This is a genomic window from Rhizobium sp. AAP43 (genome assembly GCF_001296045.1).
Lineage (GTDB): Bacteria > Pseudomonadota > Alphaproteobacteria > Rhizobiales > Rhizobiaceae > Allorhizobium.
Map to the genome: position 1 here is coordinate 174,697 of NZ_LJHS01000012.1, position 13,038 is coordinate 187,734.

Sequence of the window (13,038 nt, forward strand, 5' to 3'; positions counted from 1 at the left end):
GGAAGTTCAATTTACCAGACTGGGATCGCAGAAGATTCCCTGTCAGCTTAGGTCACCAGTCCGAGCCGGAACGACAGAGCGACGACATGCTGTCGGTTCTTGGCGTTCAACTTGTCCTGAATACCGTTCATGTACCAGTCAACCGTATGGTTCGAGATCTTCAGGATCTTGCTGATCTCGTTCGATGTTAGACCATCGGCCAAATAATTCAGCACCTCCATCTCACGACGGGTCATGCGTGCCTCAACTTTCTGGGCCGCTTCCAGCAGATCTGGATGCTTGAATTCCAGCAGGCGCCAGTAAGCCTTCTTGGCGACCGCATCAAACAGGCTCATCTCGCTCGGCGACAAGTCAACGACCTTGCCACCGATCGTCAAGTTACCCATCAGTCCGGTGCGCCCATGGACAGGGAATATATATCCATCGACGAGACCGAAGCGCAGGCTGTCGGCAAGCATGCGCTCCATGCGCTTTCGGTGCGGGTCACTGCGGAAGGCGACCAGCGCGTCGCGCCACCTGAAACCCATCTGAGCCTGACTAAGGTGCCTGATCGTCGGATCGATCAGAACATACTTCTTGGCGATGTAGAGCTGCGGCCAGCCGTCAGGCCAGCGGCCGGCAAGCACGAGGTCCATCGGATTTTCATTGGGCTTGGGCTGTCGGACCACACCGTAGTAGTCGAACCCGTAAGCGCGCACGAGCTTCTCCAGCTCAAGCAGCAGTTCGCTGGCCGATCGGCATTCGTCCGCAACGACCAAGAAATGCAGCAAGTGGTTGATGTTCACGCAAACCCCCTCAAATTTCTAGGACTGAAAATCCTTTAAAAAGCCACGAGCGGGGCTTTTCACTTCTCATCAGACCAATATGAACAAATATCGTCAAATAGCGTTATGGGAAGCTTAATGAAAATCCCAGGATCTAGCATGGTGGCAATCGTTGGCGAGCAGGTGCAGCGCCTTGCAACACCCCATGCGAAGCATTAGGCATCCTTGACCGCTTCAACATGGCTGCACATTTTTTGGCGGCATCAATCGATCCCGGAGGGAATACCGCTTGACCCTGTTGCAGGTCTATTTCAAGGCACTGAAATATCTCGCAAGCTACAAACTGCGCGTATCGCTGGTCGTTGCCGCAAACGTGGTGCTGGCGGTAATCACCATTGTCGAACCCATTCTGTTTGGCCGCATCATAGATGCGATCTCCGAGAAGCAGGATCCGACCATGATCCTGATCGCCTGGGGCTGCTTCGGCGTTTTCAATACGGTGGCTTATGTGCTCGTGGCGCGGCAAGCGGATCGCCTCGCTCATGGCCGCCGCGCAGATCTCCTGACCGAATCATTCGCCAAGATCATCTCAATGCCGCTCAGCTGGCACCACCAACGGGGCACGTCGAATGCGCTGCATACATTGCTGCGTGCCGGCGAAACCCTGTTCGGCCTTTGGCTCGAGTTCATGCGTACCCATCTGGCGACCGCCGTGGCTTTGACGCTACTGGTTCCGACGGCCTTTTCGATGGATGTTCGGTTGAGCTCCGTGCTGATCGCTCTCGCGGTCCTCTACATCATCATCGGCAAGACCGTGACGACAAAGACGAAGGAAGGCCAAGCCTCCGTCGAGGGGCACTACCACACCGTCTTTTCGCATGTCAGCGACTCGATCAGCAATGTTTCGGTCCTGCACAGCTACAACCGCATAGAAGCGGAAACCAAAGCGCTCAAAACTTATGCGAGCCAGCTTCTCTCCGCCCAATACCCTGTTCTCGACTGGTGGGCTCTTGCCGGCGCGCTGAACCGCATCGCTTCCACGCTCTCCATGCTGGTCATCCTGATCATCGGCACCCTGCTGGTGCAGCGCGGCGAACTGAAGGTTGGCGACATCATCGCCTTCATTGGCTTTGCCGGCCTGTTGATCGGAAGGCTCGATCAGGTGATCACCTTCGTCAATCAGATCTTCGAGGCACGCTCCAAGCTAGAGGACTTCTACCGCCTTGAAGATGCCGTTCAGGAACGAGAGGAAAGGGCCGGCGCGCAGGAACTCGAAAACGTTCGGGGCGACGTCGAATTCAGGAATGTCTCTTTCGACTTCCCTTCGACGACCCAAGGCGTCCGCGATGTGAGCTTCACCGCAAAAGCCGGTCAAACCGTCGCTATCGTTGGTCCAACGGGCGCAGGGAAGACCACGCTGATCAATCTGCTGCAGCGCGTCTATGACCCACAATCGGGTGCGATCCTGGTCGACGGTCACGACATCGCAAAGGTTACGCGCAAATCGCTGCGTCACGCGATCGCAACCGTCTTCCAGGACGCAGGCCTGCTCAATCGCTCGATCAGGGAAAACATCCGCCTTGGTCGTGAAGGTGCAAGTGAGGAAGAAATTCTTCAGGCAGCGGAAGCCGCCGCCGCGACCGACTTCATTGAAAGCCGCATGATCGGATACGATACCCCTGTCGGTGAGCGCGGCAACCGTCTCTCGGGCGGCGAACGTCAGCGCATCGCGATTGCCCGCGCGATCCTAAAGAATGCGCCGATCCTCGTTCTGGATGAAGCGACCAGTGCCCTCGACGTTGAAACGGAAGCGCGCGTGAAGGAGGCGATCGACAGGCTGCGCAAGAATCGCACCACCTTCATCATTGCCCACCGCCTGTCCACCATTCGCGAGGCGGATCTGGTGGTCTTCCTGGACCATGGCGAAGTGATTGAAATGGGCAACTACGATCAGCTGAGCGCTTTGGGCGGACGCTTCACCTCGCTGCTCCGCACAAGCGGATTGTTGAAGGATGAACCGAGCCCGGCCATCTGAACCGGGCTCTCCCATCACAACGTGTCGAGCGCTTCCAGCACCTGCGATGCATGTTTGCGAATTGTCTGCTGCTTGAAGGGGTCCATACGCCGCCAGGTGGCATACATGTTGGCGAGACGGGGATTGCGCGATAGCTTTTCCTCGTTTCGACTGAGAAAATCCCAGTACAGCGCGTTGAACGGACACGCCTTCGGCCCCGTGGTCAGCTTTGGATCATAGTGGCAGCCCGCGCAGAAATTGCTCATTCGGTCGATGTATTTGCCGCTGGCCGCATAGGGTTTACTCGCCATCACACCGCCGTCACCATAAAGCGCCATGCCCAGCGTATTCGGCAACTCCACCCAATCATAAGCGTCCGCATAGACAGCGAGATACCACTCGCAGACCTCGGATGGATCAATCCCCGCCAGCATTGCAAAATTGCCGGTCACCATCAGCCGTTGAATATGATGAGAATATGCGTGCTCGATCGTATCGCCCACGGCCGCCGCCATGCAGGTCATCTTGGTCTTGCCCGTCCAGTACATAGGCGGCAGGCGACGCGAGGCATCAAGGTGGTTGCGCTCTGCATAGTCTGGCATTTCGGTCCAGTAGATGCCGCGCACATATTCACGCCAGCCAAGAACCTGCCGGATAAACCCTTCAACGGCATTGAGCGGCGCACGGCCCTCATACCACGCCACTTCCGCTCGCCGGATCACATCCATCGGCAAAAGCAGCCCGGCGTTGATATAGGCCGAGATCAGCGAATGGTAGAGATAGGGTTCGCCCTTCACCATAGCGTCTTGATAGTCGCCGAAACGCGGCAGAATCTCGTCGACGAATTGCTGAAGCTCCTTCTCGGCCTCGACGGCATTCACCGCGAAGTGGAAACTGTCGAGCGAGCCCATATGGTCAGCGAAGCGTTCCTCGACGAGTGCCAGAACGGATCTTGTAATCGCGTCCTTGGGATGACTGACCCGCTTTGGACCTTTCAGCCCCGCAGACGGCGGCTTGCGGTTCTCTGCATCGTAATTCCATTTCCCGCCGACCGGCTCATCGCCCGCCTCCAGCAAAACGCGATGCTGGCGGCGCATGTCGCGATAGAAATACTCCATGCGGAGTTGCTTGCGGCCCTTTCGCCAGTCGCGGAACTGCTGCACCGAGCAAAGGAAGCGATCGTCCTCTCGGATCTCGACCGGGATGCCGAGCATATCCGCCCAGCTGGCCATCTCCTCGGCGAGACGCCACTCGCCGCATTCGGTGACGACGACGGACGACGCCCGGACAGCTCCGAGCGCTCGTACCACCTCGCCTTTCAGGCTCTGGCTATTGTCGGGATCGTCCAGAGCGACATAGCGAACATTGAAACCCTTTGCCCGCAGCTCCTCGGCAAAGTGCCGCATGGCCGAAAACAGGAAAGCAATCTTCTTCTTGTGATGCCGAACATAGGTCGCCTCGCTCCAGACCTCGGCCATCAGAATGATCGAACTGTCACGATCGGCGTCCCGAAGCGTCGCCAGCGAATGGCTTAGCTGATCACCGAGCACGAGATGCAGTCTTGCCGCCTTCACCATTCGATCGACTGGCCGTCATAGGCAAAGAACCCACCAGTCTGTGCAGGCTCCAAACCATCCAGCACAGAGAGCATCATTGCGACGCTCTCATCTGGCTGAATGCGGTCATGCCCCTTTGAGACGCCGCCTGAAAAGCCTGTATCCACCGAACCGGGATGAAGCGCCACAACCACGCTCTGCGGCCGCAGGCGAGCGATCTCGATCGCAGATGTATGCGTAATCTGATTAAGGGCAGCCTTGGCGGAGCGATAGGAAATCCAACCGCCCAGTTTGTTGTCGCCAATCGAGCCGACCCGCGCAGAGAGCGTTGCAAAGACGCTCTTTCCCTCATTTGAAAGCAGCGGGGCAAAGTATTTCAAAGCAAGTGCCGGGCCGATGGCGTTGAGAACGAATTGCGCGGCCATCACATCGCCCTGAATGGCCTTGATGGATTTTTCGGGACCATTGCCCTCGATGATCAGCGCGCCCGTGGCACAAAGCACGAGGTCAAACTTCAAAGCCGTTTCTGCAAGACGGGCGGCAGCGGCGGCAACGCTTTCTTCGTTCGTGATGTCGAATCCATCTCGGCTTCTCGAAAGCTCTATGACAGCGCCGCAGCGCGGATCTGCTCTCAGTGCCGAAACGAAGGCGCTGCCAATGCCCCCACTCGCGCCGAGCACAAGGGCGCGGTAGCCCGTGTTCAAGGAAGTCATGCCCGCAAAATCTGTCATCGGTCGCTCCTTAAGGTCTGTCCTTATCCACTACGGAGGACAGCCCGACCGGATCAGGAGCGACGACGTCAGATCCGCTGAACCAACCCCGAATAGGCTGGCATCGCGCCACGATCTACTCCCATCAGTTGGCAGATGAGCCCAGCAATCTGCGTCTGCGACAACACGCTCTCCGACCCCAGCTGAAAACCGAGTGCGTAAAATGGCACTTCGATCTCCTGCGGTGTCGGGCCGGCATGATTGCCATCATCCCCCATCCCATGATCGGCCGTGACGATCACAGTGTAGCCTGCCTCCCGCCAGCCAGGCACATACCTTGCCAGAAGATCGCCCTGCAGCCGTGCAGCGTTTCGATATCCGATGCTATCGCCGCCGTGCTTGTGTCCGGCATCGTCAACATTCATCGGATGGAGAAGCAGGAAGTCCGGCGCCTTGGCCCGTATCAGCCACTCGGCGTCGGCAAACAGATGGCTGTCGGGATAGTGGTCGTCCCAGTAGAAAAGGCCGTGGGAAATGTCACCTGAACCATCCAGCAGGATCCGATCCCGGTGGCGGTCGAAGGGTGCAGACACATAAAGCTCCGACACCCAGTGATAAGCGGCCGCAGCCGTGACCTTGCCGGCCGCCCGGCAACGGGCGAACAGATTGTCACCCATCGACCGACGCACGACGCCATTGCTGACAATGCCATGCTCCACCGGTGGCCTTCCCGTTAGGAGAGTTTCGTAAAGCGGCCGCGACATGGCGGGCAGTTCACAGCTGAGCTTGCGGACCTCTGCCCGACCGGCGGCCACCAGCCCCTCCATGTAGCCGAGGCAGGTTCGGGCGACGTCGAAGCGCAGCCCGTCGAGAACGATGAGGATCACTTTGGTCATGGCGCGCACCATGCCACGGACATTTCGAAAGGCAAGCGATGGCTGGGGCTCTTCAGTGGATTGCGACCAAACCGGATATGTCGCCAGCTTCAGCGGATCAGCGTTGCAAAAACACCGGGCCGGCACGAGGCCGACCAGGTGAAATTCATGTTCAGGCCCGCCAGGCAGCGACCTCTTGCGGCGCGATGTTTGCGCCGCCGAGAACTGGCGTTACACCTTCGGGCAAGGCCCAATCGGTCGTGCCATAATTGAAGGCAAAGACCATGTCACCGCGACGGCGAATGCGGATACTATCCGGCACTCGTAGCGTCGCAACGCCAGCTTTCTGCGTTGCCAGTTCAAGCACGTCGGCCAGAAGTCCGCTATCGGCCCAGCAGGCGAGGTAGAGCACATTGTCCTTCTCGGTAAGTGCCGGATCGCCGTTCTCGAAAGTCGCGAGAACCGAGGCGGATGTCTCGACATATTCGCGCCAGCGGATGGCAGAACCCGATACAGTGCCGGTAACCTGTTCGCTAAGACCCGGACGCATGGAGGAGACCTGGACGACGCGATTGCCGGTCAAACCACCAAGCGGACCCGGCGGCAGATTTTCCGGGATACGGAAGTTGCGGTCGCGCGAGCCGGTACGTGCGCCGATGACGACGACACCCTTGGCCTTCTCGAGTTCGGCCCGCGCCGCTTCGCTGACTTCCGTCATGCAGGGCACGACGACCAGCGGATACCCCTCAAGCGAGCCTCCGGGACGGACGAAATCAACGTTCAGGCCGAGATGACGCAGCGCCTCGTACCAACGGAAGCACAGCTCCTCGTAGCGAAAGTCCTTGCCCTGCGGCTGGATCATCGTCGACCAGTAGCTCTGATAATCGAAGACCAGCGCCACCGGCGCCTGGCTGGTCTCGGGAAGCGATCCCAGGGCTGCCAGCTCGTCCGAGACCTGCATGGCTTCCCGGCCACCCGGCGACCATTCGTCGAGGCCGGGCAGGTTCAGGCCCGCATGCATCTGTTCCTGCGCAAACGGTGCCTGGCGCCAACGGAAATAACTGACGACGTCAGCCCCATGCGCCAGGGCCTCCCACGTCCAGAGCCGCACCATGCCGGGCTTCGGCACGGGGTTCCACGGCGCCCAGTTCACCGGACCCGGCTGCTGCTCCATGACCCAGAAACGCCCCTTGCCGACGGCCCGGTAGAGATCATGGTGATAGGGCGCGATATCCGGATGCGACGTTTCGGCCCAACGATTGCGCTCTTCCTCGGTGAAGGGGAACTTCTCGACAAAGCCGATCGGATAGCTGTCCCAAGAGGCCAGATCAAGATTGTCGGCCACCTTGAAGTGATCGAAATCGGAGACGAAGCCCATGAAGTTGTGCGTGATCCAGCGATCCGGCGAATGCTTGCGGATGATCTCGCACTGCATCTTGTCATACGCGGCGACCTGATCCGAATGGAAGCGCCAGAAGTCGAGCCGCGTTGCCGGATTGGGTTCGGTCACCGTTAGGTTCGGAAGCACGACGTCATCGAAGCTGTTCATCTCCATCGACCAGAACACCGAGCCCCAGGCTTCGTTGAGCTGGTCCGTCGACTGATAGCGCAGCCGCAGCCAGCGCTTGAAGCTCTTCAGATCCTCCGGCCCCCAGGAGAGCGTCGTATCGTGGCAACCATATTCGTTGTCCGTCTGCCAACCGACAATACCGGGATGCTTGCCGTAACGCTCTGCGACCACCTCAACGATCCGCGCGCTCTCGCGCCACCAGGTTTCAGAGGAGAAGGTGTAATGACGGCGCGAACCGAAGCCGCGCGGGCGGCCTTGCTCGTCATAAGGCACGATATCGGGGCACTCATCCATCAGCCATTTCGGCGGGGTGGCGGTCGGAGTGCCCAGCACGACCTTGAGACCCGCTTCGTGCAGCACATCAATCGCTCTGTCGAGCCACCCAAAGGTGAATTCGCCCCGCGAGGGCTCAAGCCGCGACCAGGCGAACTCGCCGATGCGAACAAAGGAAATGCCGAGTTCGCGCATCCTGCGCGCATCGGTTTGCCACCGGCTTTCGTCCCAGTGTTCCGGATAGTAGCAGACGCCCAGCATTATCGTGTCAGATCCCCATTGATGACGGCCTTGCCGTTCGTGTCGAAGAGATGGCAGGCTTTGGCATTAATGCCGAGGCGAATAGTCTGGCCGGGCTTTTCGCTGGCGAGGCCATCAGCCTTGACGGCAAGCTCGGAGCCATCGGCAAGCGTAACGAAGAACAGGGTCTCCGAGCCAAGATACTCGGCGAGCTTGACGGTCGCCTCGATGACCACATCGCCTTGGCCAGTTGCATCGATGTGCTCTGGGCGAAGGCCGAAGGTCATCTCACCGGGCTGCAAAGCCACGCCATGCGTCGGGATCGACAGGTCAGCACCGGGCAGGCGAACGACCGCAGCTCCATCGGCAGACGTGACCTGAACCTTGAGGACGTTCATCTTCGGCGAGCCAATAAAGCCGGCGACGAAGAGATTGTTCGGGCGATGATAGAGTTCGAGCGGCGATCCGACCTGCTCGATCTGACCGGCGGAAAGAACCACGATCTTGTCCGCCATGGTCATGGCCTCGACCTGATCATGCGTGACGTAGATCATCGTCGCCTTGAGGTCCTGATGCAGCTTGGAAAGCTCGGTGCGCATCTGCACACGCAATGCCGCATCAAGGTTCGACAGCGGCTCATCGAACAGGAAGACTTCCGGATTGCGCACGATCGCACGACCAATCGCCACGCGCTGACGCTGCCCACCGGAAAGCTGGCCGGGTTTGCGTCGCAAAAGCGGCTCAAGCTGCAGCATCTTTGCGGCGGACGCCGTACGCTCGGCCACCAGCGCCTTGGGATGCCCGGTCATCTTGAGACCGAAGCCGATATTCTCTTCAACCGTCATATGCGGATAGAGTGCATAGGACTGGAAGACCATGGCGACGCCGCGCTCGGAGGGGCCGATGCTGGTCATGTCCTGGCCACCGATCGACAAAGCACCCGAAGTGATCTCCTCAAGGCCTGCGATCATGCGCAGCAGTGTGGACTTACCGCAGCCGGAAGGTCCGACGAAGACACAGAACTCGCCATCCTTGACGTCGAGATCCACACCCTTGATGACGCTGAGCGCGCCGAATTGTTTCTTGACGCCACGCAGGCTTACATCAGCCATGGGTCTTGCCTCCCTTGAAAGGTGTCAGTTCGAGGAGAAGGGCGCTTTCCGGTTTCAGCATCGGCAAAGGCAGCCCGGAAAGGCCGGCAGCTTCAAGCGAGAACGAGACCTCGCCTGAAAGCAGCCTCTTCTGCCCCTCGGATATACGGATGAATTCAGGCTCGGCCGGAAGGACCGACGCAATCGACCAGGTGCCACCGAACCGGGTGACGCTCTCAGGCAGCTTCAACGGTGCTGGCTGCTCGCCAACCATTTGCGGCCCCTGGGCTACGATCACGACAATCTTTTCGTCGCTTGCAGCGCCCCAGACATAGCGTCCGTCGATCGGCTCCAGCCGGAACGCAGCATCCGGAGCATGGAAGAGTTCGCGCAGTCGCTTGTAGGTCTCGATATAGACCTTGAGCTCGGAGCGCTCCTCATCCGTCAGTTCCAGCGGATTGAGCTCAACACCGAGATGATAGGCAAGCGCCACCAGCGCCCGGAAGGCGAGTGTATGGCGGCGACCTGTCTGGTGGTTCGGTGAGGCCGAGATATGGCTGCCCAGGATTTCCGGCGGCACAAAGACGGAGGCGCCGCGCTGGATTTCGAGCCGCTCCAGCGCATCGGTGCAATCCGAGGTCCACACACGGTGTGTCCGGGCAAGCGCACCGTAATCGATGCGTCCGCCACCGGAAGCGCAGCTTTCGATCTCAACGTCAGGGTGGGCTGCGCGAACGCGGTCCATGAGCGCATAGACGGCACGGGTCTGGGCCGCAATCTTGGCCTTGCCATCGCGACCACCTGCATGGGTGAGATCCCGGTTCATATCCCATTTCACATAGGACACGGCGTGGTTGGCCAGAACCGCATCAATCTTGGCAAACAGATAGTCGGATACTTCCGCCCGCGTCAGGTCCAGTACCAACTGCGTGCGGGATTCGAGGATCGGACGCCCCTCGATGGTGAGAGCCCAGTCCGGATGCGCCTTGTAGAGCTCAGAAACCGGGTTCACCATTTCTGGCTCGAACCAGATGCCGAACTGCATGCCGAGCCCGGTGACATGGTCGACGAGCGGCTTCAGCCCATCCGGATATTTGCGCGGATCGATATCCCAGTCGCCAAGGCTCGTGGTGTCGTTGTCGCGCTTGCCGAACCAGCCATCATCGAGCACGAAGCGCTCGATGCCAAGCTCAGCGGCCGCTGTCGCCTGGGCCTTCAGCGAATCCATCTGGTGATCGAAGTAATTGCCTTCCCAGGTGTTCAGCGTCACAGGGCGCGGGCTCATCTTGCCACCCGGCCAATGGGTCAGCTCGTCACGGACAAAGGCATGGAAGTCTTGGCTGTCGGCACCCGCATAGGCAACGGGGCTCTTGTAGCTTTCGCCGGGCTTCAGGACGATCTCACCGGGCTCGAAGAGTTCTCCGAGATGCACCAGGCGCTGGCCATCATCGGTACGGTCGATCACCAACTGATGATTGCCGCTCCAGCCAAGTGTCACCCCGAAAATCTGCGCCTCGCTCTCGATGAACAGCATCGGGAAGCGATCATGCGAGGTCCGGCCACGCCGGCTCTCCTGCACCCAGGTGCCATTGCCAAGCAGTTCCCGCCGTGTCTGGAACTCGCGCCCCCACATCCCGGTAAAGCTCATCACCTGGACGTCGCCGGCGGGTGCGAGGAAGGTCGCGGCCATGCAGCGATCAAGTTGGTAATCCACATCACCCAGATTGCTCAACTCCGTCGCCATCGAGATCAGACCGGCGTCATGCGCGGTGAGCTTGATGGCAAGGCCCAATTTCGCAACGGCATCAGTACCCTTGAGGACAGTATGGTTGCCCTCGCGAAGGACAGTCCAGCCACCAAACTGCGCGACGAAATCACGTCCCCCCCGATGACCTGATATCGCCGGCCAGCCAAAGAAGCCCATTCCGCCCGTCGGCAGGAGAACGCTTGAGGGAACAGCGATATCCATGCCGTTCACCCGGCTGGAACGCTCGATCTCGAACAGGGGATCGGCCTCTGCCGGCTCGCGCCCAAAGGACAGGATTTCCGGCATGCCAAGTTTAGGCAAGCGGAGGCTAAGGGCCATCTGGCCTGAATCGATAATGACGATTTCACTCATCCCTTGGTCGCTCCGAGTGTGAGGCCAGCGATGAAATGACGCTGCATCAGGAAGAACATCGCGACCGGCGGCAGGGCCGCGACGATCGAGCCGGCGGATACGAGGTGCCAGGCGGCGACCCATTGGCCATTCAGCGAATAGAGGCCTGCGGTCACCGGCATGGCATGCTGTCCCTGCACCAGGACAGTTGCCCAGAAGTAGTCGTTCCAGACGAAGGTGAAGACGAGGACAGACAGCGCTGCAATGGCAGGCCGCATCAAGGGCAGCACGATGTAGCGGAAGATCCGCCACTCGGAGACACCTTCGACCCGCGCGGACTCGATCAGCGCGAAGGGCAAACCCTTGATGAAATTCCGCATGAACAGCGTGCAGAAACCGGTCTGGAAGGCCACGTGGAAGAGCACGAGACCCATCGTCGTATCGTAAAGACCGGCCTTGAGCGTCATGTCGCGAACCGGCACCATCAGGATCTGGAACGGGATGAAGTTGCCGGCAACGAAGAAGAAGAACAGGAAAAGATTGCCCTTGAACTTGTAGACGGCGAGCGCAAATCCGGTCAGGCAGGACAGAGCCACCGCACCGATGACAGTCGGGATCGTTACCTTGAACGAGTTGAGAATATAATAGCCGATCGGCGAATTGACGAAGACCGCCTTGTAATTCTCAAAGCCGGCAAAGCCCGAAGGGATGCCGAAGTAATTGCCGGCCGCAAGGTCACCTGCGGGGCGCACCGAGGTGATCGCCACGCCGATCAAAGGCAGGAGCCAGAGAACAAGGGCAATCGGCAAGAGAACCTTGTAGGCCGTCTGAGCAAAAGGCGAGGCCTTCTGGATCGGGGTCGGGAACATCAGGCGTTCCTTTCCTGGGAAAGCATGCGAACGATGAAGAGCGAAATAAAGACCATCATGATCAGGAAGAGCACGACTGCGATCGACGCGCCATAACCCATGCGGAAACCGTATTCGGAAAGCGCCTGCTCATACATGAAGTAGGAAAGCACCGAGCTCGACCCATAGGGACCACCGGCCGTCATGATCGAGACCAGATCGAAGGAGCGCAGCGAGCCGATAACCGTTACAACCATGGCAAGGAATGTTGCGGGCGCGAGTTGCGGCAGGATCACATACCACAGGAGCTTCAGGCCCTTGGCGCCGTCCATGCGGGCAGCCTCGACCTGCTCCGGATTAATGTTGTTGAGACCCGTCAGGTAGAGGATCATGCAATAGGCCGTCTGCGGCCAGAGGCCCGCGACGATGATGCCGTAGGTGACATAGCGTTCGTCGGCGAGAACCGCGATCTGCTCGCCAAACAGCAGTTCAGTCAGCTTGGAGAACAAGCCGAAATCCGGAGCATAGAACCAGGTGAACATCAGGCCGACAACGACCTGGCTGATCACGAAGGGGAAGAAGAACAGCGACTTGTAAAGACGGATGCCGGGAACAGTCTGGTTCAGGAACAGCGCCACAGCCAGACCCGCCGGAATTGACAGGAGATAGAGCACCAGCCAGATGAGGTTGTTCTGCAGGGATGTGTAGAAGGTGTCATCGTCGATGAGCTCGACATAATTGCCAATCCCGATCCACGTCATTGGGCCCAGGCCATCCCAGTCATGGAAACTGATCCATATGGACTGGAAGATCGGCACCAGCACATAAATGACAAACATCAGCATGCCCGGCGCAAGAAACAGCCAGGGCGCGAGCGTCTGCTGGTTTCGCTTCCAGAAGCCGGAAGAGGAAGGGACGGTGTTGCTCACGGCGGCACCTCAGATTGACATGGAAACGGCAGCCGGATGCCGAAGACACTGAAGTCGACGGCATCCGGCG

Annotated in this window: 10 protein-coding genes; 1 reads left to right on the plus strand and 9 read right to left on the minus strand. The window is 59.3% G+C overall.

The genetic code is table 11. From position 1 onward, the window contains the following. Positions 1 to 47: 47 nt before the first annotated feature. Positions 48 to 785: a LuxR family transcriptional regulator gene (locus IP76_RS09420; protein ID WP_054157951.1), complete on the minus strand. Its 738-nt coding sequence runs from the start codon at positions 783 to 785 to the stop codon at positions 48 to 50. A gap of 268 nt (positions 786 to 1,053) precedes the next feature. On the opposite strand from IP76_RS09420, the gene IP76_RS09425 reads away from it, so the two are divergent. Beyond that, entirely contained in the window at positions 1,054 to 2,799 is a 1,746-nt protein-coding gene (locus tag IP76_RS09425; protein ID WP_054157952.1) for a glucan ABC transporter ATP-binding protein/ permease, read from the plus strand. Positions 2,800 to 2,813: 14 nt separating this feature from the next. On the opposite strand, the gene IP76_RS09430 is transcribed toward IP76_RS09425, so the two are convergent. From IP76_RS09430 to IP76_RS09465, 8 genes are all read right to left on the minus strand, one after another. Then, positions 2,814 to 4,355 carry a cryptochrome/photolyase family protein gene (locus tag IP76_RS09430; protein WP_054157953.1) on the minus strand — a complete coding sequence of 514 codons (1,542 nt, stop codon included), beginning with the start codon at positions 4,353 to 4,355 and terminating at the stop codon, positions 2,814 to 2,816. Beyond that, complete coding sequence (locus IP76_RS09435) at positions 4,349 to 5,065, minus strand: SDR family oxidoreductase (RefSeq protein ID WP_082352476.1); 717 nt, start codon at positions 5,063 to 5,065, stop codon at positions 4,349 to 4,351. The genes IP76_RS09430 and IP76_RS09435 overlap by 7 nt, the downstream gene beginning before the upstream one ends. A gap of 68 nt (positions 5,066 to 5,133) precedes the next feature. Beyond that, on the minus strand, positions 5,134 to 5,940 hold the full coding sequence (locus tag IP76_RS09440) for an alkaline phosphatase family protein (RefSeq protein ID WP_054158088.1): 807 nt from the start codon (positions 5,938 to 5,940) through the stop codon (positions 5,134 to 5,136). Between the two features lie 151 nt (positions 5,941 to 6,091). Continuing rightward, positions 6,092 to 8,023, minus strand: a complete 1,932-nt coding sequence (locus tag IP76_RS09445; RefSeq protein ID WP_054157954.1) for a beta-galactosidase — start codon at positions 8,021 to 8,023, stop codon at positions 6,092 to 6,094. Further along, a complete protein-coding gene (locus IP76_RS09450) occupies positions 8,023 to 9,114 on the minus strand; it encodes an ABC transporter ATP-binding protein (protein ID WP_054157955.1) in 1,092 nt (363 codons plus the stop codon). The genes IP76_RS09445 and IP76_RS09450 overlap by 1 nt, the downstream gene beginning before the upstream one ends. Further along, the gene (locus IP76_RS09455; RefSeq protein WP_054157956.1) at positions 9,107 to 11,212 is read right to left on the minus strand and encodes an alpha-galactosidase; all 2,106 of its coding nucleotides are present in this window, start codon (positions 11,210 to 11,212) and stop codon (positions 9,107 to 9,109) included. The genes IP76_RS09450 and IP76_RS09455 overlap by 8 nt, the downstream gene beginning before the upstream one ends. After that, positions 11,209 to 12,060, minus strand: coding sequence for a carbohydrate ABC transporter permease (locus IP76_RS09460; RefSeq protein ID WP_054157957.1), 852 nt, complete (start codon positions 12,058 to 12,060; stop codon positions 11,209 to 11,211). The genes IP76_RS09455 and IP76_RS09460 overlap by 4 nt, the downstream gene beginning before the upstream one ends. Continuing rightward, positions 12,060 to 12,968, minus strand: coding sequence for a carbohydrate ABC transporter permease (locus IP76_RS09465; protein WP_054157958.1), 909 nt, complete (start codon positions 12,966 to 12,968; stop codon positions 12,060 to 12,062). The genes IP76_RS09460 and IP76_RS09465 overlap by 1 nt, the downstream gene beginning before the upstream one ends. Positions 12,969 to 13,038 lie beyond the last annotated feature (70 nt).